Annotated in this window: 17 protein-coding genes; 9 read left to right on the top strand and 8 right to left on the bottom strand. The window is 33.3% G+C overall.

Features of this window, described 5'->3' with window-relative positions:
* Positions 1 to 237: 237 nt before the first annotated feature.
* The 5 genes from C8N41_RS00005 to C8N41_RS00025 all read right to left on the bottom strand — a co-directional run bounded on the left by C8N41_RS00005 (position 238) and on the right by C8N41_RS00025 (position 9,858).
* Positions 238 to 2,121 carry a putative porin gene (locus tag C8N41_RS00005; RefSeq protein WP_249033202.1) on the bottom strand — a complete coding sequence of 628 codons (1,884 nt, stop codon included), beginning with the start codon at positions 2,119 to 2,121 and terminating at the stop codon, positions 238 to 240.
* 202 nt (positions 2,122 to 2,323) lie between these two features.
* Positions 2,324 to 4,297 (bottom strand): S8 family serine peptidase, encoded by a 1,974-nt coding sequence (locus tag C8N41_RS00010; RefSeq protein ID WP_115837585.1) that lies wholly within the window; start codon positions 4,295 to 4,297, stop codon positions 2,324 to 2,326.
* Positions 4,298 to 4,417: 120 nt separating this feature from the next.
* Entirely contained in the window at positions 4,418 to 5,158 is a 741-nt protein-coding gene (locus C8N41_RS00015) for a beta-barrel fold lipoprotein (protein ID WP_115837587.1), read from the bottom strand.
* A gap of 70 nt (positions 5,159 to 5,228) precedes the next feature.
* Positions 5,229 to 6,689 (bottom strand): RagB/SusD family nutrient uptake outer membrane protein, encoded by a 1,461-nt coding sequence (locus C8N41_RS00020; protein ID WP_170137064.1) that lies wholly within the window; start codon positions 6,687 to 6,689, stop codon positions 5,229 to 5,231.
* Between the two features lie 13 nt (positions 6,690 to 6,702).
* Positions 6,703 to 9,858: a SusC/RagA family TonB-linked outer membrane protein gene (locus tag C8N41_RS00025; protein WP_115837591.1), complete on the bottom strand. Its 3,156-nt coding sequence runs from the start codon at positions 9,856 to 9,858 to the stop codon at positions 6,703 to 6,705.
* A 247-nt stretch (positions 9,859 to 10,105) separates the two neighbouring features.
* On the opposite strand from C8N41_RS00025, the gene C8N41_RS00030 reads away from it, so the two are divergent.
* From C8N41_RS00030 to C8N41_RS00040, 3 genes are all read left to right on the top strand, one after another.
* A complete protein-coding gene (locus tag C8N41_RS00030; protein ID WP_115837593.1) occupies positions 10,106 to 10,675 on the top strand; it encodes a ribonuclease HII in 570 nt (189 codons plus the stop codon).
* 33 nt (positions 10,676 to 10,708) lie between these two features.
* The gene (locus C8N41_RS00035) at positions 10,709 to 13,060 is read left to right on the top strand and encodes a ribonuclease HII (protein WP_115837595.1); all 2,352 of its coding nucleotides are present in this window, start codon (positions 10,709 to 10,711) and stop codon (positions 13,058 to 13,060) included.
* Positions 13,061 to 13,150: 90 nt separating this feature from the next.
* The gene (locus tag C8N41_RS00040; RefSeq protein WP_115837597.1) at positions 13,151 to 14,200 is read left to right on the top strand and encodes a nucleoid-associated protein; all 1,050 of its coding nucleotides are present in this window, start codon (positions 13,151 to 13,153) and stop codon (positions 14,198 to 14,200) included.
* A gap of 42 nt (positions 14,201 to 14,242) precedes the next feature.
* Here the strand turns inward: C8N41_RS00040 and lipB are convergent, their stop codons facing one another.
* Genes lipB through C8N41_RS00055 form a run of 3 tightly spaced genes read right to left on the bottom strand, consistent with a single transcriptional unit; the run spans position 14,243 to position 15,933 of the window.
* Positions 14,243 to 14,941: a lipoyl(octanoyl) transferase LipB gene (gene lipB / locus C8N41_RS00045; protein WP_115837599.1), complete on the bottom strand. Its 699-nt coding sequence runs from the start codon at positions 14,939 to 14,941 to the stop codon at positions 14,243 to 14,245.
* Positions 14,942 to 14,944: 3 nt separating this feature from the next.
* Entirely contained in the window at positions 14,945 to 15,763 is an 819-nt protein-coding gene (locus C8N41_RS00050; RefSeq protein WP_147298914.1) for a hypothetical protein, read from the bottom strand.
* An 11-nt stretch (positions 15,764 to 15,774) separates the two neighbouring features.
* On the bottom strand, positions 15,775 to 15,933 hold the full coding sequence (locus C8N41_RS00055) for a YqaE/Pmp3 family membrane protein (RefSeq protein ID WP_092446701.1): 159 nt from the start codon (positions 15,931 to 15,933) through the stop codon (positions 15,775 to 15,777).
* 111 nt (positions 15,934 to 16,044) lie between these two features.
* Between C8N41_RS00055 and C8N41_RS00060 the strand changes: the two genes are divergently transcribed.
* The 6 genes from C8N41_RS00060 (at position 16,045) to C8N41_RS00085 (ending at position 24,448) form a co-directional block, all read left to right on the top strand.
* The gene (locus tag C8N41_RS00060; RefSeq protein WP_115837603.1) at positions 16,045 to 17,100 is read left to right on the top strand and encodes a response regulator transcription factor; all 1,056 of its coding nucleotides are present in this window, start codon (positions 16,045 to 16,047) and stop codon (positions 17,098 to 17,100) included.
* Positions 17,101 to 17,209: 109 nt separating this feature from the next.
* Positions 17,210 to 17,617, top strand: a complete 408-nt coding sequence (locus C8N41_RS00065) for a DUF1573 domain-containing protein (RefSeq protein ID WP_092446699.1) — start codon at positions 17,210 to 17,212, stop codon at positions 17,615 to 17,617.
* A 119-nt stretch (positions 17,618 to 17,736) separates the two neighbouring features.
* Positions 17,737 to 18,627, top strand: coding sequence for a thioredoxin family protein (locus C8N41_RS00070; RefSeq protein ID WP_115837605.1), 891 nt, complete (start codon positions 17,737 to 17,739; stop codon positions 18,625 to 18,627).
* An 83-nt stretch (positions 18,628 to 18,710) separates the two neighbouring features.
* Entirely contained in the window at positions 18,711 to 20,399 is a 1,689-nt protein-coding gene (gene lysS / locus C8N41_RS00075; RefSeq protein WP_115837607.1) for a lysine--tRNA ligase, read from the top strand.
* 214 nt (positions 20,400 to 20,613) lie between these two features.
* Positions 20,614 to 21,870: a fibronectin type III domain-containing protein gene (locus C8N41_RS00080; RefSeq protein WP_115837610.1), complete on the top strand. Its 1,257-nt coding sequence runs from the start codon at positions 20,614 to 20,616 to the stop codon at positions 21,868 to 21,870.
* Positions 21,871 to 21,961: 91 nt separating this feature from the next.
* The gene (locus C8N41_RS00085; protein WP_249033203.1) at positions 21,962 to 24,448 is read left to right on the top strand and encodes a zinc-dependent metalloprotease; all 2,487 of its coding nucleotides are present in this window, start codon (positions 21,962 to 21,964) and stop codon (positions 24,446 to 24,448) included.
* Positions 24,449 to 24,655: the final 207 nt, after the last annotated feature.

Here is a 24,655-nt window from a genome sequence, read left to right on the forward strand (position 1 = left end):
TAGAACCATAACAAGTATGTGCGTTAGCGGTAGTAACGGCATCCTTTTTTGTTTCTATATTCTCTTTATATAAAGTAGACAATCTTATATTATAGATAGCAATCATTATAATATAAGGGTTAAACACATATAAATACAAGTATTTATTATAACTGATGTAGAATAAAAAGAATTAAAAAATTAAAATCATAACTCCGGTTTACAAGACTTACAACCCACTGAGATTATTGAAACACTCTATAAAAAGAAATCCCAAACTAAACCAAATCTTATTGTAAAGTCTCTGTAAGGATTGTTTGGTGCCGAAAAATAATCGTAACCAGTAAAAGATGAATTAAAGTGTTCTGCTTTAAAAAAGATCCTTGTTTGTCTCACTTTTGCATTGATAAAGAAATCTAGTCTAGGAAATCCTCCTAATTTGGTTTCACTCTGTGTGTAGAATTCAGCAAGCAGTGGATCATAACCATTCATATTATATTTGGTAAAATAATTAAAGGTAACTCCAGTTTGCAGTGTCATGGATTTTTTAAACAACTGATTTGAATAATACAGCGTATTTCTTGTAATAATTTCTGGAACATTGAGAACGTCTTCATCACTAACCACATTTTGATACATTACTGTGTTATCTAATGCAAAATTTCCAACTTTAAATTCTTTCTGTAATTTAAGTCTTAAATATTGAAGTGTTTTATTATACTGTTTTGGTTCTATCTTATTCAAACCGTCGACAGTTTCTTCTAAATTAAAATAAGTGTAGTTTTCAATATTAGATAAATCAAAGGAAGCATTAAGCCATCTTTGTGATTTTAGATTAAATTTCAATTGTTGAGTATTCACGTTTTGAAAATCATCCAAATTGTACCAGTTATAATTGATGTAATCACTTTGATATAATAAATAGTTATAGTTTGCAAGTCGAGTATTAATAGCAATACCTCCAGAAAACTCAATATCCTTATTCAACTTTAAACTTATATTTCCATCCAAAAAACTTCCCACAAATGTATCTGAAAGATTTAGACCACCTTTTCCTGTAAGACGAAATCCCTTATACTTTTTGGAATAACCTCCTTCGACACCTAAAAAATTCGATTTTATTCTATTTGTAATAGTCTCCGTGGGTAACAAGACAACACTATTATAACCATAGTTCACATCTGTATAATTTACAGCAAACTCTATATTTCCTATCACGTTGTTACTATAGGTAACTCCTAAAGCTGTATTAAAATGCTCTAACTTTACCTTATCATTAATACTCGTAGCAAATGCATCACCAAAATAACTAGCATCGGCAGCCGTTTGACTATACTGGTAATATTTATCTTCGAACGAAATTTTATTAAAAATATTAATATTGTTGTTTGATAAGCTGTCTTTATCTTGAAGTACCGCATAAGAATGCTCAAAATAGAAACGTTTACCTTCCAAAATATTTTCTGCATTCTCAAACGCAGGATCAAAGACAGAACGATCTAAAAACTCTTCATTACCAGAAGTAAAGTTATTTAGATCATCTGATTCTAGGCCACCGTTCTCCTGATTAAGTAAATCTTGCATCACAACATATCCTTTGGCTATATACTTTTCATTTTTGGTTTTATAATTAGAAGTAAATCGAAAATTACCCGTACTAGATAACGCATTTTGATAGTTTCCTAAGGATCTTAATCCTTTATACGCTATTGAGAAGTTAAATTGTTTAGACAAATTTACCGTGAAAAAAGCATCTAAAAGTTGTCCTTGCTCAAAGGCTGTTTTATATGTTAACCGCGTCCATGGTGTTGGGACTTCGTAAAATAAAATTTGATCATGCTCTAGGTAATTAAAATGACGAGCTCTACCCCCGAATAATGGTATAATATTATTATCAATAGAATTATAACTAAGCGTATTGTATGTTTGACCAATATTAGCAAATGACAGTAAATTAAAATTATCTTTTTGTAGGTAATTAAATTTATAATCTTTTTGAATTACTAGAGTTGTATCCACCTGAATAGAATCTAGTGCATTATTTATTTGAAGATACATGTCGATTGTTGCCAGTTCTTTAAATCCTCTAGATTTTTTAGAAGAAGAACTATCTTGACCATTACCTGCATATGCGTTATTCAATTTAATTTGAGCGCTAAATACACTGGTAAATAAACAAAATATAAGAATGTAGAAATATTTGTACTGCATTTGATACTTTCTAGTTTTCAAACAAAGTAAACTATAAATTATTGTTTACGTATGGAAAATTACAATTTACTTAACAAAAAAAAGACCAACAGAATTATTGTTGGTCTTTAATACTCTATATAAATTATATAGTTTACTCAATAATAATTTTTTGAGATGTCATTTTATTTCCCTGAGAAATATTAGCAATATAGACACCAGAAGCTACATTGTCTAAACTAATAGTTTCATTAAATCTGACAGTATTATTAGTGAAAATATTTTTATAAACTAATCTTCCGCTAACATCATAGATATCTACATTGACATCACTATTATCACTTAAACTAGAATCAAAACTAATTGTAAATTCACCTTTGTTAGGATTAGGATATACTACTAAGCTATTGGATAAACTATTATCAGAAGTCCCTAGGGTAATGTTGTTTCCTGTAACTATTAGAGCATAATCCTGTGATTGAGGATCAAAAGGTCCTCCAACATTACCTTGTAATAACCCTTTATGAGTAACTGTTAATGTATACATACCAGTTGAAGGAGCCTCAAGTTCTACTCTTTCAATATTGTCCACAATATTATCTCCTTTTGAATTAGAAAATCCAGATGTATTAGAGTAATCTAATTTCCAAGGAAAGTAATCCACTCCATCTTTTGATAATCTCAAATCTAAATCATTAACCAATCTCGGTGATGAATTATTTAAACTACCATTACTAATAGCACTACCAGGCATATCTGTCCAAGAAATAGATGCTATTAGTTTATCACCCGCTTCAGCAGAAAATGTCATACTATACGTTTGTCCTTGTGCCAAATTCAATTCATCTAAAACAGCCTCACCATTTACATCTGCTAATATAGTTTCAGCTGACAATTTAACATCTAAAAAACCCCATCCAAAAATAGGGTCTGGCCCAGGATTATTGTCATCAGTTGACGTGTGACACACTAATCCTTTGAGCGTAGAAGAATTCATATAAACACCATGCAATTGGTGATAATATTGCTGTAATAAAATTAACGAACCTGAGGTATTAGGCGATGACATTGATGTTCCGTTAAATGATGCATAACCATTTCCTGGGATTGAAGATGTTACAGCTGTACCATCTGCAGCTAGATCTGGTTTAATTCTTAAATCATCCGTTGGTCCCTGACTACTTCCTGAATTAATAGCTAGATTAGTAATATTAAAATTACCACTAAACAATGGCTGCTCTGTTACAACAGGATTAGCATTAGCAATCACTAAATTATTTTTTGCATTTTTATCAGTCGTAAGTTTATCATAACCTGAATATAAACCACCTGTATAGGTCGTTGTGCCAGCATTACCTGCCGACGCGACTATTAAATACTTAGGATTATTTTTTGCAATATTATCAATATCTACTGCATCTTGTGTATAAGCCCCCATATACCAAGCAGGTAGAGCATCACCGCTGTCCGGAATAATAGGGACACCATATGAATGGTTGGAAATTAGTATAGGATTATTAATATTATTGGCTGCAGAAATCATCTCAGATAAGTCATTACTCCAATTATAAGATTTAACATTGACGTTAGGGGCCATACCTAATGCACTTGCATTAACCCCTTTTGCAGCTATAGTTCCTGTAACATGTGTACCATGTGAACTAAATCCCGTATCACCATCAACAGTAGAGTTATCAATAATTGAAACTCGTGACCCTGTATTAGTTTTATTTTCAAATTCAGGATGTGAGGAATCAGCAGGACCACCATCCCAAACACCAATGGTCATTCCAGTACCATCTAGATTTAAGCCTAAGCTCCCACCAGAATGAAGTGCTGTTGTTTTTGTAGCTCTAGCCGCATTTAAATTATCTGTCGTTCTATACAAAACCTCACCATCTCTAACGTCATATATCTGAGTTATATTAAGATCATCCTTAGTAGTAATCTTAGAATTAGGGTTGTTTCTTATATAAGTTCTAACCCTAGTTAATCTTTCATTTTCTTGATTTTCTATTTTTTTTAATAGTTCTAAATTTTCTTTAGATAATTTATAAGTACTATTGTCTTGGGCAACTGAGTAATTTAATCCCAACAATACTACTATAATAAATAAGCACTTTTTCATTTTTATTTTTTATTAATTTCGAAAGCAATATACATAAAATCTAATTAATTCTGTATGCTTATTTTTAATAAAAAAAGCCACCCAGAAATAGGTGGCTTAAAATATAAATAGAATTGATAATTAATCAACCGTAAAAAGAGATGTTATATTTGTTGGAACGTTAGCTGGATTACCCCCAGGAACTGTACCAGACGCAAGAACAGTTTCACCTGCAGAAACCGTAAAAGTGGTACCACCATCACCATATCCATCATAAACTACAATACCATAATTACCAGAAGCCAAACAAAACTCAATATCAAATTCACCGTTATCTAATTCGTCGTAAGCACTACCTTGCCCGCCTGAAAAGATAATTGTAGGAGTCCCTGATAAATCATATAAATCCCAATATGCTTCTTCTGCATAATCATCAAATGCCAAATTTAATCCTACAACAGTATCATCACAACGCTCAGTGACAAATAACATGGCATTACCAGTATAAGTATCATCATCCGATAGTAATTGTAAAGATAAAGTTTTAGCTTCAAATGATAAAGAAACATCAGAAACTGTCATAATAAACTCACCTGTTTTAGAATTAGCTGGAACCGTTACTGAAGACGGAATAGAATATTCACTAGATTCAAGAGTAGACTCCTCATCATTTACAGCAATTTGAAACACTCTATCGCTTCCAGAAACTTCACTTACATATATTGATATAGGTCTTTGAAAATCAATAGCGTCTCTAGGCACCTGTACTTCTACAGTTTCATTTTCAAAAGAAACTCTATTCGCTCTTTCTATATCATCTTGTTCACAGCCTAAAAAAGCAAAACCTAACGATAATATACCTATTAAAAATTTTTTTTTCATAATTTAAATTTTAAATATAGACTCTTAGAGTGCTAAGAGTCTATATTATAAGTTAATAATTTATATAATACTATTCTTGATTAATAGCGTCCGTATAGAATTCACTTGCATCAATCTCAGTCTGAGGAATCTTTAGGTAAAACAATGGACTATCTGCAGGTACGTTAACAGGTGTTCTATGAACTGCATCTCTGTTAATCGCTCTATTATACCTTTTTGCATCAAACCATTCCGTACCAAACTCACCATACATTTCCTTACGTCTCTCTAATAAAATTTCTTCAAAAAGTTGAGTACCTACATTAGCAGACATAACCGCATTAGGATCTCTATTAGATTGTAATGCAAAAAGTAAGTTTTTAGCTTCAGGGATATTACCTAATTGGTACTGAGCTTCAGCATCGTATAAGACCATTTCAGAATTTCTCATCAAAACAATATCACTATCAAATCCGAAAACAAATTTGCTCGAGACAAACTCTCTCCATGGCACACTTGCAGATACTCCATAGAAATCAGAAAAAGTATTTCTAACATCTGTATCAGAAAATTCATTTACAAAATTTGGGTTCATATAAGCTGCTTGGTAAGACAAGTTAAAATGATCAAAGAAAGCAGCTGTATGCCCCCAATAATAATTAGTTTCTGAAGTACCATTCTGATAAAGCGCCCAAATCCATTCATCATCTTCCATATTATTAAAACCATTACCCCAGTTTATAGATGCAACAGCAGCTGCAGCATTACCACCATATGCCATTTTTGCAGCTTCTGACATACCAGCCCAATCATCCTTAGTAACAGCTAAAATTCTAGCTTTCATACCATATGCCACTCTTTTATTAATATAACTCTTACCAATACGACTATCTGGTAAGTCAGCAATAGCATCATTGATATCTAATAATATTTGATCCATAATATCACTTGCAGAAGAAGGTGCTTTACCACCAACTGTTTCTAAAGAAACACGTTCTGTGTAGAATGGAATCCTTACAACATCTTTGTTATTTGCGTAATTTGGAACAAAATCAAGTAATAATTGAAAATGGTGATATGCTCTAAGAGCCTTACCAATAGCAATAAATTCCTTTTTTTCTACGTCAGATAAAGCACTCTCACTAACACCCTGAATTAGTATATTAGCATAGTTAACGTTTTGGTAATTAAAATCCCAATTAAATTGCGTTCTTCTATAATTCGGCTCTCTATTCTCATGATTATAGTCAAATCGATAATGACTGACACCCTGTATTACATCATTACCTTTAACTACTCTTGCATAATCTAAAGAGTATATGCCACCTGCATCAGGACTTCCCTGATATTGGCCTTTATAATTCGCCAAAATACCTGCAATGTACGATTCTGTAACCTGTCTGCTACTAAACACGACATCTTCTGTAAGACCAGCTGTATTATCAGGCTCTTCTAAATAATCCTTGGAACAACTTGCGAAGGTTAGTAACATTAGCGATAGAGCTATAAATCTATAGCTTAAAGCATTCTTTAATTTTAATTTATTTTTCATCTTTCTCATTTTTTTAAAATCCTATAATTACACCTGTAGTAATAGTTCTCTGTAGTGGTGATCTATTAGCAGTAGTACCAGCAAAGCTTTGTTCTGGATCTATACCTTTATGCGATTGCCATGTTATCAAGTTATCCGCTTGTAAAAATATACGCACTTTGGTTAACCCCATTTTCTCAGCATCTTCAGTAGGTAAGTTATAACCTATAGTTAAAGCCTTAAGTCTTACATAATCATTTTTAAACAAAAATCTTGTAGATCTAGCTGTAAAGTTATTGTTTGCTGTTGTTAACCTAGGGAAATCAGTTATATCACCTGGTTGTTGCCATGCTTTAAAATTATCAGGGTGAGCCCCTGAGCCGATAGTACTAAAACCAGCAATTAATCCTGAATAATCACTATCATACAAGTAAGCACCTTTACTAAAGTTGAATAATGCACTTAAATCAAACTGCTTATAACGTAAATTTGTATTAAAACCACCCTGGATGTCTGGCAAAGAAGACTTACCTACCTCATACTGTGTAGCTTGCGTGTTATCGCTCGTAACATCTCTCCCTATAACATTACCATCAGCATCAAGAACATCATAGTACCATAATGCATCACCTGTTGCAGGGTCTACACCAGCCCATTCGTCCATATAAAAATCATATAATGAGTTTCCTTCTTTCCATAATTTAGTTCCATTGATAAACTGATCTTGAGGCAAGCTAGTAATCTCATTTTTATCCATTGAGAAATTGGCTCCTACACTCCAAGAAAAATTCTCTTTATCAATAATTTGAGAATTTAAAGAAAACTCCCATCCATAATTTTTAACTGCACCATTATTTGTAAAGACAGTTTCAACACCTGTTGAGTTAACTGCAGGAACACTATATAACAAATCAATACTCTCTTTAGAATAATAATCCACAGAACCATAAAATGCACTATTCCATAGATTAAAATCTATACCTACATTAGTGGAAGCAGTTTTTTCCCATTGTAAAGCAGGGTCAGGTAATGATGTTGGAGGCAATATTGATGGATTACCCTCTACTGGAGATAACGTAATACCATTAGGGTTTACTCCCCCAAAAACAAATTGATAAGGAAACTGCCCAATACCAGCATTATTTCCTAATTCACCATAAGACCCTCTAATTTTAAGACTAGAAATAGCGTCTATATTATCCATAAAGCTCTCATTAGAAATAGCCCAGCTTGCACCTACAGAATAAAATGTTCCCCATCTATAATCACTACCAAATTTTGAAGAACCATCTGTTCTAACTGAACCTTCTACAAAATATTTATTATCATAATTGTAAGCTACCCTACCTAAATATCCATTAATTCGTTCAGAAATCCTAAAACCACCAGTAGATTCTGGGTTAGCAGCATTACCTAGTTCTTCTTGATTAGGAAGTAAACCAGTTGCACTAGCACTAAAAGTATCTAAACTCAACTCATAAGCCTCCATTATAGCATCAACAGAAAGGTTATGTTTTCCAAAACTATTAGAATAGTTAAGAGCCTGGATTGCATTAAGCGTATTAGTAACACTTCTTGACTTACTTACTCTACCGCCAACAGATGATGCTGCACCAATTATGTCATCATCAAAAGAATGTGAATCAAAAACGTAGCTCTCAAAACTAGTACGTGTAGTAAACTTGAAATTTTTCAAAAACTTAACTTCTGCAAAAGCATTACCAACGTAATTTGTTCTTTTTTCATTTTCACTCCCTAACAATAATGAAGCTAAAATATTCTCACCACTATTAATAGGTCTTGTTGCATTCAATGATTGACCTAACCTGCCACCGTTACCATTTCCTGCATCATAGAATCTATTTCCTGCAGCATCTCTAACTATATTACCTGCAGCATCACGTGCGTAGGCTGGAAATATACTTGACATATTATAAATCCACCCTATTGATTGAGTAGTACTCCCAGATGTTTGATCTGGGTTACCAGAATTAGATCTAGAAAAACTGGTATTTATACCAACTTTTAACCAGTCATTAACTTGCGTTTCTAAGTTTAATCGTGTTGAAATACGTTCAAAATCAGATGTAATTACCGGACCTTCTTCATTCAAATAATCTACAGCGAAGAAGTAAGTCGTATTATCGCTTCCTCCTGAAACACTAATATTATGATTAGTTCTAGGAACATCTGACCTTATCAATAAATCTTCCCAATTTGTTTCCCACAAAAGCTGAGCACCAGGCACTAAATTACCATCAGTACCAATTGGATTAGAAACATTATATGGATTATAACCTAAAGCCCCAATTAAAGAACCAGAAGCATTTGCAGCAGCAGTAGCTGCATCTTGCCCTAAAGAATATTGGTTACTGTTTCTTATAGCTTGCCAAGAAAGTTTTAAATTATCTTCTGTACCAACTAAATCATGCAAACCAACAGCAGGATTAGAAATACCATACTGACTTCTAACTGTTACTCGCGCTCCAGAAGCTAATTTTCCTTTTTTAGTTGTAATCAATATTACACCATTCGCCCCTCTTGACCCATACAAAGATGTAGAAGAAGCATCTTTCAAAACAGTTAAAGACTCAATTTGATCCTGACTGATTGAATTTAAGTTTCCATTAAAAGGAGAACCATCCAAAACAATTAACGGCCCTGATTCAGCGTTAATACTCGAGAAACCTCTAATTCTAATCGTTGGACTGCTACCTGGCTGCCCACCTGAAGTCAACAAATTCACACCTGCTACCGAACCCTGAAGAGCTCTCAGAGGCGAAGTCACCTGTTGAGTCTCAATACTAGAAGACGACAATGTTGATATAGAACCAACTACAGCCTCTTTCTTCTGAGTACCATAAGCAACAACAACAACCTCATCCAAAGCATTGTCTAGCTCAAGCCCTACATTATAAGTACTACCTGCACCTATTGTAACCTCAGCATTTTTCATACCAACGTATGAGATGATTAAAACATCTCCTTGATTGACTTGAATGGTAAATTTACCATCAAAATCTGTTTGTTGACCCCTTTGAGTCCCTTTTACAATTACACTAGCACCAGGGAGAGGTAAACCATCATCCTGAGTTGTAACTGTACCTGTGACAGTTTTCTCTTGTGCAAAAGAAAACTGCATCACGAACGCCATAAAAAGCGTTAATAACCATGTTAATTTTAATTTCATAAAACAATTATTTGAGTTAGTCTAGTTGCAAACATCTTAATTTTATATTAAATAACCAAGCCTTTTTGCTAAAAAAATGTTAATAATGTTATCATATTGACAACGTTCATAATGATTCATTTTTTCCCTTGTTTAAACCATAAACTCACTACTTAGATGTAAAAAGTGTAAAAGGGTTGCGTTAAAATTTTAACTTTGTTCAAAATTTAATGTTTTGTCACTAAAAATTCAATTTTCAAACCATGAAATGGAATGTGGTACTGACGAAGCTGGGCGTGGTTGTTTGGCTGGCCCAGTAACAGCTGCTGCTGTGATTTTACCAAACTCATTTAAAAATAAAATATTAAATGATTCCAAACAGCTTTCAGAAAAAAACAGAAACTTTCTGAGGCCTCTTATAGAAGAGTCTAGTATTTCCTTTGGTGTACAGCATATTTTTGAACCTGAAATTGACACGATCAATATACTAAACGCCTCCATAAAAGCGATGCACGGATCAATTGAGGCCTTAAAGATGATGCCTGAATTTATTATCGTCGATGGTAACAGATTTAAACCTTATAAAAACATTCCTCATCAGACTATCATTAAAGGCGATAGTAAGTTTATGAGTATTGCCGCTGCTTCTGTATTAGCAAAAACCTACAGAGACGAGTACATGGAAAAAATACACGAAGAATTTCCGATGTACAATTGGAAAAAAAACAAGGGCTATCCAACCAAAGAACATCGAGCTGCAATTAAAGCATACGGCATAACCAAATATCACAGAAAATCATTTAGATTATTACCTGAGCAATACAAATTGGATATATAACTTTTTATATTTGTAAATTAAATTCTCAATCTAATGAAGCGACTTGGTTTTTTATTGATATTTCTCACCTTAGTATTGGCCTGTCAAAAAGACTACAACAAAACCAAACGACCTTACAATTATATTCCAGTAAATACCTCAGCCGTTATCCAAGTTAATGAGTTGAATGATTTTATTAAAAGTATTGAAAATAACGACGTACTTTCTGGCCTATATAATAAGGAGTTAAAAGACGCCTCGATATTTCTTAATCACTTTAACACTACGCAACCCATATATATTGCTTTCAAAGATTCTAACTATCTTATTTTCACTAAAAATGATAGCACACTATTTACCTTAGACGCTGTTAATAATGTTATTTCAAAAACATTAGCTAATTCGAACATTGAAGAAACCCAAATAGACTCTACTAAACTTTACCACAAAAATATTGGAAACACGTTTGCGGGCTCAAACAATTTAGATCTTTTAGAAAACGTCAAAGCTGAAAACGAAAGCACCACAATTAGCAATTTAATAGAAACTACAGATAAAAAATCAGTAGCATCAATTCTTTTTAAATCAGAAGCTAATAACTATTCGCAATTATTATTTTCGGATTTTGTTAACCAAGGGAATTCCAACTTTACCATATTAGATTTTGAATACACAAAAAATGGATTAAGCTACAATGGGATTTTAACCTCAAAAGACTCCACATCAAATCACTTAGATTCCTTTAAAAATACAATACCACAAAAAATAAACACTCCATCTATAGCACCGGAAAAAACAAGCTCCTTATTGAGTATTAGTTTTGATGATTATTCAGTGTTTAACATCAATAACCTAAAAACCGATAGTACAACTACACAGAAAGAAAGTTTTTTAAACTATACCAATGAAATCGCTTTAATTGACAACGTCTTGGCTCTACATTCATTAGACCCCAACTTAATATTAGAATCTATTGAAGACAAAACACTTTCAGAGACATTTAGAGATATCGATATTTATGAATTTGGTGATTCCGATATTTTCAAGTCCTTTTTAAAACCATTTATAAGCTTTGAAAACGCAAATTTCTTTACGGTTTTTGAAAACTTCATTGTGTTTTCAAGTTCCTCTGAAACGCTTAAATCAGTTCTTACTGACGCCCTAAATAGCAAAACTCTTGCTAATTCAGATGCCTTTAAAAACATTAAAGATCAACTAAGTGACGAGGCCTCCTTATTTATATTTAAAAATTCTGAAAAATTAGCTGATATTTTAGAAAAACCAATGAACGGTTATAATGCCAATGCCGTACAGTTTATACATGAAAATCATTATACACACATTAACGGCATCATTCAGAAATTCAAAAAAAGAGCTGCCTCAAATTCGGTGTCTGAAGCCTTTACGACCTCACTTAATTCTACATTATTGACAGCACCACAAGTTGTAAAAAATCATGTAACAAAATCACATGATATTGTTGTCCAAGATGTCAATAACATGTTATATCTAATTTCAAGTACTGGAAACATTCTATGGAAAAAACAACTTCACGGACAAGTTTTAGGAAACATAGAGCAAATAGACATGTATAAAAATGGTAGGTTACAACTAGTATTTGCAACCCCTAACCGACTCTACGTTTTAGATCGAAACGGTAATGATGTTGCTCCGTTTCCATTAAAATTTAATGACGCAATTACGCAACCACTTTCCGTTTTCGATTATGACAAGCGTAAAAATTATAGGCTACTTGTAACCCAAGGAAAACATTTACTAATGTACAATGCCAAAGGACAATCTGTTAATGGATTTAAGTATAAAAACAATAGTGCTAATATTATTACACAACCTAAACATTATAGAATTGGCTCTAAAGATTATATAGTATTTGGTGCTGGTGAAGGTCTAAAAATCTTAAACAGGCAAGGTGCTGTTAGGGTATCAGTTAACGACAAGATTCACTTTACTGATAACGAGATTTATTTATACCAAAATAAATTTACCACAACCAACAAACTTGGACAGCTTACTCAAGTAGATACAAAAGGTAAAATCACGACAAAAAACTTAGACCTTACAGACAAACACCATATTACAACAACGAGTAAAACCTTAGTTTCGCTAAGAGATAATAGATTAATAATTAAATCTAGGACTCTAGATTTAGATTACGGAGAATATACTGAGCCGAGAATATTCTATTTAAATGACAAAATTTATGTTACAACAACAGATTTACAATCAAAAAAGGTATATCTTTTTGATAGTCAAGCCAAATCCATACCTAATTTTCCGGTTTTTGGCACGGCACCAGCAGTGCTAGAAAAACTTGATAACGAACGCGGCTTAGAGCTTATTACGCAAAGTGACGATAATACTATTGTGGTTTACAAACTACATTAAACACGCAACTATTTTAGTATCATTTTCATTCAAAATAAGAGCATTGTTTTGTAGTATTGTAAATTCAAAATTTAGATTACATTTTTAAACATGATAAAACGACAAAAAGCCTCTTTAAAAAGCTGTATCATTCACAAAGTAGGGAACAAATTTAACGGTACAAAAAATGCCTTTTCAGACGCTATTGTAAATTTTGATGAAGCCACTTATAATTTAATGCTTCCTTACCTTTTAAAACCATTTGTAAGTGTTGCTGAAAGCTATCGTTTTCATCATCATAGTGATGTAGGTCTTAATGAAATTAACACCTATAGTGACCAATTATTTAAAGATGATGCGGACTTTGTAGATATCTCTAAACATATAGTTACGCATTTGTTTGAGCAAAGTAATTCTGCTCAAATTAAAACTGGAGATGTCCTTATTTGTCATTTTGAAAACATTCAATACGAAGACTATTTTACAGATGCTATTGGCATATTTAAAATTGAAAATAAGACTGAGTTTTTCCAAACCTATTTAGAAGACAACAACTATGACATTTTGGTTCAAAAAGGTATACAAGCCAAAAAAGTAGATAAAGGTTGTTTAATCTTAAATACTTCTGATATGGAAGGCAAAATTGTCTTTAGTGTAGATAATAACACTTACGACACACAGTATTGGATAAAAAGCTTTCTAAACATCAGTTATCCAGACGATAGCAATCAGCACACTAAGAATTGCATAGAACTGTGTAGAGAGTTTTCTAAAGAGGTGCTTCAGCCCAATTTTGGAGGTCAAGAACAAAGTTATTTTTTAGCAAAAACAGTAGATTTTTTTAAAGAAAATGAAATTGTTAATATCGAAACATTTAAAGAAGAGGTCTTTGATGAAGAAGATCAAATACAACTGTTTGAAGATTATAAAAAAATATACGAAACTGACAATAAAGTACTCATTAGAAACCAGTTTGATGTTTCAGAAATCGCCTTAAAAAAGCAAAAACAAAAAATTAAAACTGAAATAAAACTGGACACCAATATTCAAATTAAACTAGATGTTGATGCACCTGATGCTTCTGCAGAATACCTAGAACGCGGTTATGACGAAGAGAAAAAGATGCATTATTATAAGGTCTTTTTTAATGACGAGTCTTAACTTCAGCAGTTTAATAACTATCCCTGAACACCATTTCCTTTATTAAACAAAATCAGCTTTAAAAAGTACACTAAAATGTTTTAATATTTTAGCTTTAATTTCGGATTCGTCTACATGTTTAATTCCTAACTCATTATTTAAAGAAGTTACTGCCTTGCCTTTGATGCCACAAGGGATAATATTATCAAAATAACCTAAATCAGCATTAACATTTAAGGCAAATCCATGCATAGTAACCCAACGACTTGCACGGACTCCCATGGCGCAAATTTTTCGAGCAAATGGTGTCCCTACATCTAACCACACCCCTGTTTCACCTGGACTACGCTCCGTTTTTAGTCCGTATTCCTTTAAGGTGAGAATAATGACTTCCTCTAAAAAGCGCAAATACTTATGAATATCTGTAAAGAAATTATCTAAATCTAGAATAGGATAACCTACAATCTGACCAGGTCCGTGATAGGTAATATCTCCACCTCTATTAATTTTGTAAAACGTAGCACCTTTCTCTGCTAATTGCGCTTTAGAAAGTAATAAATTAGACTCATCTCCACTTTTGCCTAAAGTATAGACATGAGGATGCTCTACAAATAGAAAATGGTTATCGGTTTCTAATCCAGCATCCTCTCTTCTATTTTTTATTTTGGTGTCTAAAATGGCTTTAAAAAGCATTTCTTGGTAATCCCAAGTAGCTTTAAAATCTTTTATCCCTATATCTTGAAGTTGTATCCTCTTATTCAAACCTTAATCTTCTAACACTATATTTAAATTCATTGAGGTCACATCTTGTTTTAGGTCACTCCAACCAATTTTATATGTCACCTTTTTTCCATCTTCAGAAATTATAGCATTTTCATTAGAAACGGATTTTACACGTTTAGGAAAGCTATAAACGAGTGTATAGTACGACGAAGAAAACATCTCTTCAAATTGCGTCGCAAAATCACTTTTATCAGTTACAGTCGACTCATGCTCATCAGTTTTATTTTGCTCTGCCACAGCATTGGGCATATACCGTCTAAAAGCACCATCTTTAAAGGTATAAACAACCTTATCGACTTTGGTTAATTCATCTAATTGATTATCTGGTACGTTAGATTCATTACTACCAATAGCTTTTGCTATTCCCATAGCTTCGTCTACTCTTTCATTTATATTTTCTAATTCCGAAACCGTCTTAAATGATTTGTTTATTGCAATTTCAAACACATCATTTTCTACATCCATGTGTACTCTCATAGACATACCTTTAAGGTTTTCTAATTTAGACCGTTGAGCTTCTGAAAGTGTAGCAATACTGTCTTTATAATTTTCAAATAAGTCATTAAACACCACTGTAGTATCAACTTTTTCTTCGTTCATAAACGCTTCATTTGCACCAGGACTATTTTCACTAGCGTAATTCATTAAGGGAGTTAAGTCAAAAGATGACCTGTACTCGCCACTCATATCATTATTAAAAACAATAGACTCTGTAACACTACAGCTTGTGAAAAAGGTTGCTATAACAAATAATATAATTAGATTTTTTATCACTACTTTTTGGGCTATATTAAAGCGCAAAGGTAGTGATTTTATCGCTCAGGATTATTCAATATAACTAGTGCCGCAATAACGCCTGGCACCCAACCGCAAAGCCACAGTAAAAACGTAATTAAAATAGAACCACAACCTTTATCTAAGACAGCTAAAGGCGGACAAATAATTGAAAGGATAACACGCCAGATACTCATAATTTGTTTGATGATTTGATGTATTAATAGGACGTTTTTTATACACAAATGTTACATTTTTTTATAAATTCATTATATTGAAATCAGAATTAAATTATGTAGTTTCGTTCCATGCGAATAAAAATACTTTTCGTTTTATTAATTATTACTTCGGTTTGCAAGGCACAATATTCATTTTCGGGCTATACCAATCCTGAAGAATGGGATAAATCCGTATACCTTTCTATTGTTGAAGATTATAGAAAAATGAACGGTGTTTATGCAGAACAAATAATAGCAAAAACCACAGCAGATGACTCCGGTTTTTTTGAATTTGACGGCAATATGCTAGACAATGAAAACCGTATTTATCGCATTCATGTGGACAAATGTTCAGTTAATCAACAAAGCATTAATCACTTTAATGGTCATTGTAACGACAGCGAAGCCCTTTTATTTATTGCTAAAAACACAGATACTCTAAAGCTTCCATTCTCATTTGGCAATCAAGTATTCTGTAAAGTAAAATCGAATAATCCTAAAGCAAATGCTTTTTTGAAAATCGATTCATTAAAAAACGAAATGCGCTTTGCTTACAGCGAATTTAGAAGTGAAGCCAACCGAAAACTCAACAATAAAAAATGGTTTCATACACTTCAAAATTTTGGAGCTACCTTAAATGAACCCATCGCAGAACTTTATATTTACGCTTATTTATCTGATAGAAGCAGTGATTTACACAATTATTATGTTGAAGATTTAAAGCACAACAATTATTATGATCAATTAAAAACACGATTAGAAGAGAGATACCCTAACGCTTCATATACCAAACAATATCTTAACGAATTGGAATCAGATCGCTATATGTTGTCTGCATATCATGGTGCAAAAACATCTCATTGGAGCATATTGCTCTATTCCATTTTGGGAGTATCCATTTGTATTAATCTATTTTTTGTTTATCGCTTATGGAAACGTAACACTTCTAAAATTGATGAACTAAAAGCAAAATTATCTAAACAAGAACAAGTAGTTTTAGAACATTTACTCTTAGATAAAACTAATAAAGATATTGCTGAATCTCTTTTTCTAAGTGTAAGCACAGTAAAAACTCATACTCATAACATTTATAAGAAATTAAATGTACAATCTAGAAACGATGCAAAATCTCTGTTTACCAAGTAATTACAAAATTCAACCTTGGTACTAGTACCGATTTCCAACCTTCTTTCTTCATATTTTTCAGCATTAAGATAGATGTTTGCTTTCATATTAATTATTAAATTTTTTTATTATGAAACGTACATTCAGCATGAGTATTATTTTAATCTTAGCACTTAGTTTTTTCAACGCTGCACCCAAAGAAGTCGGTAAAAGTGACGTCAAAGTTGCCGTTTTAAAATTTAAGACTGAAGTTATAGATTACGGCACCATTGTTCAAAATTCGGAAGGTCATCGCCTATTTACATTTACCAATACAGGAGACGCTCCTTTGGTAATTACCAAAGTAAAAACGAGCTGTGGTTGTACCGTTCCTAACTATTCAAAAGCTCCAGTACTTCCCGGTAAAACTGGAGAAATAAACATTAAATACGATACTAACCGACTAGGTGCATTTACCAAAACTATAACGGTTATGTCTAACGCGGATGGTGGTAACAAAATCTTAAAAATTAAAGGGAATATTGTCGCTTCTCTATAGTAGCATACTTTCCGTTGTTGGGCTGAGCGTCGTTAAAAAAAACAAATCGTTTACATAGCAACATTAGATATAACTGCGCTTATCTCAACACATTTACCTACCATTAAACCCTGTATAATATGAAAACAACCACATTAGCAATTATTGCAGCACTTGCTTTTCTATTTCAAATGAGAGCACAAACATTTAATAAAGAGGTCATTATTGATGGGCAAGCCCCTTACCTACTTGGAAAGATTGATAAACACGGCTTAGAAAGTAACAATTATCATTCTTGGTTTTCTACAAACTTTGAGGACTATAACGTTAATGACACTATCATTTCTTCTATCGCTCCCGAACTAAAGCACTATGACATCACTGTTTTTATGGGCACTTGGTGTGGAGATAGCAAACAAAACGTTCCTAAACTCTATAAAGTATTAGAAGCATGTAATTTTCCAATGGATCAACTTACCGTTGTGGCTGTTAGTAGAGCACCTAATTTATATAAACAAAGTCCTCAACACGAAGAAGCCGGCTTAAACATTCATAGAGTACCAACCATTATTTTTTTCAAAGACGGAAAGGAAGTCAACCGCATTGTAGAATATCCTATTCATTCGTTTGAAGAAGATATAGAGCAGATAATTACCAACACCAATTATAAGCCTAATTATCATATCGTCACAATTGTCAATGATATTCTTGAAGAGAAAGGAGTCAAAGGCTTATTGGGCAAACAGAAAAAACTGGTAAAACAATATAAAGAAATAGTGCAACATAGGTTTGAACTCAATACTTATGGTTCTATTTTATATAACAAAAACCGTACAGAAGAAGCCATTGCTGTATACAGGTTAAACACAAAATTATTCCCAGAAGAACCGAGAACCTTTATGAGCTTGGCTAACACACTCGGTGCTACAAATAGAAAAGTAGATGCTATACAAGTATTAGAGCAAGCTCTCAAATTACATCCAGAGAACAGTGATTTGATAGAAAATATAGAGGTTATAAAATCAAACTAAAAAGGAGCTCGTTAATTTTTGTAAAAAGTGTAATTTTGCATCTGCTTACTAAAAAACAAGTAAGTCGATAAAAATTAATAAGAATGCAACTTTCAGAACAAGAATTGGTAAGACGCCAAAAATTAGAAAAGCTTAGAGCTTTAGGGATCAACCCTTATCCAGCGGATTTATTTCCGGTTAATCATACATCAAAACAGATAAAATCAGATTTTGAAGAAGGTAAACAGGTAATTATTGCTGGGCGTTTAATGGCTATTAACATTCAAGGAAAAGCTTCGTTTGCTCAACTGCAAGATAGTGAAGGGCGTATTCAAGTGTATTTTAATCGCGATGAAATTTGTACAGGTGAAGACAAATCATTTTACAACGATGTGTTTAAAAAGCTTTTAGATCTAGGTGATTTTGTGGGTATAGAAGGAGTGCTTTTTACTACGCAAGTTGGAGAAAAAACAGTTATGGTTAAAAGCTTTAAATTACTAAGTAAAGCTTTAAAACCGTTACCTATTCCTAAGCAAAAAGACGGTAAAACTTATGATGCTTTTACGGATCCTGAGCAACGTTATAGACAACGTTATGCCGATTTAGCTGTAAATCCACATGTAAAGGAAGTATTTGTAAAGCGTACCAAATTATTTAATGCTATGCGTCAGTTTTTTAATGATGCTGGTTATTTTGAAGTAGAAACTCCTGTTTTACAACCAATTCCTGGTGGAGCCGCGGCACGTCCCTTTATTACACACCACAATAGTTTAGATATTCCGTTATATATGCGAATTGCAAACGAACTTTATCTTAAACGCTTAATTGTTGGTGGTTTTGATGGTGTATATGAGTTTTCTAAAAACTTCAGAAATGAAGGCATGGACAGAACGCATAATCCAGAGTTTACAGCCATGGAAATCTATGTATCGTACAAAGATTACAATTGGATGATGGATTTCTGTGAACAACTGTTAGAGCATTGTGCCATCGCTGTTAATGGAACTTCTGAAGCGACCTTTGGTGAACATAAAATTAATTTTAAAGCACCATATAAGCGTATTACCATGCGCGATTCTATCTTAGAATTTACTGGATTCGATATTTACAACAAAACTGAAGAGGAAATTAGGGCTGCTGCTAAAGGCATGCATATTGAGGTCGATGAGACCATGGGTAAAGGAAAATTGATCGATGAGATTTTTGGTGAAAAATGTGAAGGTAATTACATTCAACCAACTTTCATTACCGACTACCCTAAAGAAATGAGTCCATTATGTAAAGAGCATAGAGACAATCCAGAATTAACAGAACGTTTTGAGCTGATGGTCTGTGGAAAAGAAATCGCCAATGCCTATTCAGAACTTAACGACCCAATTGACCAACGTCAACGTTTTGAGCACCAATTAAAACTGGCTCAAAAAGGAGATGATGAAGCTACAGAGTTTATTGATCACGATTTTTTACGTGCACTAGAATACGGTATGCCACCAACATCTGGAATGGGTATTGGAATGGACCGATTAATTATGTTCTTAACTAATAATCAAAGCATTCAAGAAGTTTTATTCTTCCCGCAAATGCGACCAGAAAAGAAAAAAGTTGATCTTAGCGATAATGAAAAAGCCATTTTAGAAGTTCTTAAAGCTGAAAAACGAATGGACTTAAATGTACTAAAATCGCAATCCGGCTTAAGTAACAAAGGGTGGGACAAGGGCATTAAAGGTTTAGGCAAACACGGCTTAACTAAAGTTGAAAAGACCGATGACGGCTTATTTGTAGAACTCATTTAAAAGCACTTAAATACAAATATACAATGTAGGAGCTATTGAAAAATAGCTCCTTTTCTTTTGATCAACATTCTTACATATTGAATATCTAGGTCTAACGATAGAAATACAGCCTCAAAATAATGACTGGAATTAAAAAGCTAATTATTCATTTTATTTTGTTAAAATTTAAATTTATTACTTTAGCAACTTACCATCAATCAGAAGACTATTCAAAATGTTTAAAAAATTCTATATATTAATTTTATGTGTTAGCATTTTTTCATCATGCTCAGACGATAATGATAATCTCATTCCTGCATGCGATACCGTAACTAACATAACAGCGAATTCAATTACCTCTAATTCAGCAACCATTCTTTGGGAAACAACGAATTCTTCTGCATCGTACAATTTAGAATATGGTGTTTCAGGTTTTTCAATCGGTAATGGCACCACAATTTCAGTATCAGAAACATCTTCCTCTCTCACTAATTTACAAGCTAATACCACTTACGATATTTACATCACTACCGTTTGCAGTACCGACAATTCAAGTTTAAACACAGATGTTTATAGTTTTACAACGTTAATCCCAAATGTCGTTCCAGAATTGAAAACCAACCTTTCCGAATTAAATCTATTTATAGGAGACATTAGCGAATTACAAATTACTCCAAAAGGATTTGAGTACAACCTAAGCACACCCTTATTTACTGACTATGCGCATAAACAACGGATTATAGCACTACCAAATGGTACAAGTATGGAATACGATGGAGATGGTTTACCTCTTTTTCCTGATCAAACCGTAATTGCAAAGACATTTTATTACAATAACGATGAACGCGATTTATCCTTAGGAAGAACCATTATCGAAACTCGTGTTTTAATCAAAATAAATGGTATATGGGAAACCGGAGATTACAAATGGAACGACTCACAAACAGATGCTGTTTTAGATCTAGAAGGGAGCGAACTTCCAATAACTTGGATTGATACAGACGGTAATAGTAATTCTACAACCTATAAAATTCCATCAAATACAGACTGCTTTACTTGCCACGGAAACAACGGATCTATTATTCCTATTGGTCCAAAATTGAGATCCATGAATTTTGAAATTAATGGAATCAATCAATTGGAACAATTTATTACAGATTCAAAATTAACAGGTATCTCGAATAGTGCCTCAATAAGACGTTTACCAAATTGGGAGGACGACAACGAAAGTTTAGAAAATAGAGCACGAGCATACATGGATATTAACTGTGCACATTGCCACATTCCAGGTGGTCAATGTGAAGACCTTTCAACTTTAAACCTTGCTTATGAAACGCCTTTAGAAAATAGTGATATTGTAGAGCAAAGTTTTAGTATTGACTATAGAATCTCTTTTTATTTAGATGGTATAAGCATGCCTTTTATAGGAACTTCTATGATGCATTCTGAAGGTGTTGCATTGATTCAAGATTATCTAGAAACTCTAGAATAACTGCGTTAAAGAAATACTAAATTCGGTTTTAACCTTAACATATTCTTAATAGAATATGTATTTTCAACAAAATTTTTAAAAACCGACAACTTTGAAACACGTATCTCTAAAACTACTTCTTGTAGTTTCCGCCTTTCTGGCATTTTCTTGTTCTACGGCAAAAAAAGCAGGAAAATCAGGAAAAGATGCCACAGCGATGGCAAAACCACCAGCTAAAAAGCCTGGTAAAAATGACCCAAAACCTTACGATAAAGTCATAACAAAAGACGCAAAAAGCGATAAAGGCTTATTTACGGTACATACTGTAGATGAGAAATTCTTTTATGAAATACCAGATTCTCTTTTTAATAAAGAGATGCTTATGGTAACACGTATTGCTAAAACAGCATCTGGACTAGGTTTTGGTGGCGGAAAATTAAGCGAACAAGTATTGCGATGGGAAAAGAAAGACAAAAAAGTATTACTACGTATGGTCTCTCACCAAGTGGTTGCGGCAGATTCTTTACCAGTACATGAAGCGGTAGTAAATTCAAACTTTGAGCCTGTTATAGCTACATTTCCTATAAAAGCTTTTAGTAAAGACTCTATGAATACGGTTATCGATGTTACCGATTTGTTTTCAAAAGACGTAAAACCCTTAGGTTTTCCGCAACGCGCAAGAAGACAGTATAAAATCTCTCGTTTAGACGCTCAGCTATCATATATTGAATCTATTAAATCTTACCCAACCAATATTGAATCTAGAACCGTTAAAACCTACGCTTCAGGAGCTCCACCCTCTAATGCTAATACAGGTGCTATTTCTATAGAAATTAACAATTCAATGATCTTGCTACCAGAAGTACCAATGAAACGTCGTTATTTCGACGAACGCGTAGGATGGTTTACAAGTAGCCAAACGGATTACGGACTAAAAGATCAGAAAAGTAAGTCTGTTCAATTTTTAGACCGTTGGAGGTTAGAAGTTAAAGACGAAGACATTGAGAAATTTAAGCGTGGTGAATTAGTTGTGCCTAAGAAGCAAATTGTTTATTATGTAGATAGAGCAACACCTGAACAATGGAAAAAATACATTAAACAAGGTATAGAAGATTGGCAAGTAGCTTTTGAAGCAGCAGGTTTTAAAGATGCCATTATAGCAAAAGATCCACCTACAGTTGAAGAAGATCCTGATTGGAGTCCTGAAGATGCGCGTTACTCTGTTGTGCGTTATTTAGCGTCGCCAATTCCTAATGCAAATGGACCACACGTCAGCGACCCTAGAACTGGTGAAATTTTAGAAAGTGATATCAATTGGTATCACAACGTTATGTCATTATTAAGAGGCTGGTTCTTTGTACAAACAGCTGCTATCAACCCAGATGCTCAAAGTCCACAGTTTAAAGATGAAGTTATGGGACGTTTAATTCGTTTTGTATCTTCTCATGAAGTAGGACACACCCTAGGTTTACCTCACAATATGGGATCTAGTGTTGCTTATCCTGTTGAAAAATTGCGTGATGCAGAATTCACAAAGAAAAACGGAACTGCACCATCTATTATGGATTATGCGCGCTTTAATTATATTGCTCAACCTGGTGATGAAGGTGTGGCATTAATGCCAGATATCGGAGCTTACGACAAATATGCAATTTCTTGGGGTTACAGACCTATATTAGATAAAACTGCTGAAGAAGAAAAACCGATTCTTAATGAGTGGATAATGAAACACGCAGGCGACCCAATGTATCGTTTTGGTCATCAACAAGCTGGTGATGTAGTTGATCCAAGCTCACAAACTGAAGATTTAGGTGACGACGCGATGTTAGCTAGTGCCTATGGGATTAAAAACTTGAAGCGTATTGTTCCAAATTTAATTGAATGGACAACTGAAGCAGGTGAAGATTATGATGATTTAGAGGAAATGTACGGTCATGTTATTTCTCAGTTTAACCGTTATATGGGACATGTTTCTAATAATATTGGTGGAGTTTACGAACATTATAAAGCAGCAGATCAAGAAGGTGCTGTTTACACTGCTGTACCTAAAGATCATCAGAAAAAAGCTATGGCTTTTATTCAAGAAAACTTATTTGAAACTCCAGAATGGTTACTCGATAAAGCGATTTTCGACCGTATTGAGTTTACAGGTTCTGTTGAACGTGTTAGAGCACTTCAATCTAGAACATTAAACAACATTATGAGTTTAGGAAAAATGCAACGTCTTATTGAAGCTAATACCTACGATAGCAGTGCATACGCTTTAACAGACATGATGAGCGATTTACGTAAAGGGGTGTGGAGTGAATTACGTACAGGTAAGAAAATTGACACCTACAGACGTAATTTACAACGTGCACATATTGATCGTTTAGAGTACTTAATGACGGCTAAAAACCAAACTTCAGGTAGAAGGTCTAGTCCATACGTTAAAGTTACTCCGGTTAACACTAGTCAATCCGATATTAGAGCTGTTGTAAGAGCAGAATTAAAAACATTACGCAGTCAATTAAGATCGGCACGTGGTGGAGATGCAATAAGTAGAATTCATATTGCAGATGCGATTGAACGTATTAATCTAATTTTAGATCCTAAATAATATAACTTATTATTTAGATAATAAAAGGCTTCAATTAACATTGAAGCCTTTTTCTATTCTATACGTTAACTCAATTAAACCTCACTTTCAACAACCAAAATACTATAAACAATGCGTCTTATAATTGCCCATATACATCACTTAAATAACAAGACAAAGTCAGTATATGCCATAAGGAATTAATTCATATAAGAGATCTCAAAATGT

Source organism: Winogradskyella sediminis (genome assembly GCF_003387355.1).
Taxonomy (GTDB): domain Bacteria; phylum Bacteroidota; class Bacteroidia; order Flavobacteriales; family Flavobacteriaceae; genus Winogradskyella; species Winogradskyella sediminis.

Excerpts from the sequence above, each read along its gene's own strand:
- lysS (WP_115837607.1), top strand. The coding sequence starts at position 18,711 with ATGCAACTTTCAGAACAAGAATTGGTAAGACGCCAAAAATTAGAAAAG.
- C8N41_RS00040 (WP_115837597.1), top strand. The coding sequence starts at position 13,151 with ATGATAAAACGACAAAAAGCCTCTTTAAAAAGCTGTATCATTCACAAA.
- C8N41_RS00030 (WP_115837593.1), top strand. The coding sequence starts at position 10,106 with ATGGAATGTGGTACTGACGAAGCTGGGCGTGGTTGTTTGGCTGGCCCA.
- C8N41_RS00055 (WP_092446701.1), bottom strand. The coding sequence starts at position 15,933 with ATGAGTATCTGGCGTGTTATCCTTTCAATTATTTGTCCGCCTTTAGCT.
- C8N41_RS00010 (WP_115837585.1), bottom strand. The coding sequence starts at position 4,297 with ATGAAAAAGTGCTTATTTATTATAGTAGTATTGTTGGGATTAAATTAC.
- C8N41_RS00015 (WP_115837587.1), bottom strand. The coding sequence starts at position 5,158 with ATGAAAAAAAAATTTTTAATAGGTATATTATCGTTAGGTTTTGCTTTT.
- C8N41_RS00070 (WP_115837605.1), top strand. The coding sequence starts at position 17,737 with ATGAAAACAACCACATTAGCAATTATTGCAGCACTTGCTTTTCTATTT.
- C8N41_RS00025 (WP_115837591.1), bottom strand. The coding sequence starts at position 9,858 with ATGAAATTAAAATTAACATGGTTATTAACGCTTTTTATGGCGTTCGTG.
- C8N41_RS00020 (WP_170137064.1), bottom strand. The coding sequence starts at position 6,689 with ATGAAAAATAAATTAAAATTAAAGAATGCTTTAAGCTATAGATTTATA.
- C8N41_RS00080 (WP_115837610.1), top strand. The coding sequence starts at position 20,614 with ATGTTTAAAAAATTCTATATATTAATTTTATGTGTTAGCATTTTTTCA.
- C8N41_RS00065 (WP_092446699.1), top strand. The coding sequence starts at position 17,210 with ATGAAACGTACATTCAGCATGAGTATTATTTTAATCTTAGCACTTAGT.
- C8N41_RS00035 (WP_115837595.1), top strand. The coding sequence starts at position 10,709 with ATGAAGCGACTTGGTTTTTTATTGATATTTCTCACCTTAGTATTGGCC.
- C8N41_RS00060 (WP_115837603.1), top strand. The coding sequence starts at position 16,045 with ATGCGAATAAAAATACTTTTCGTTTTATTAATTATTACTTCGGTTTGC.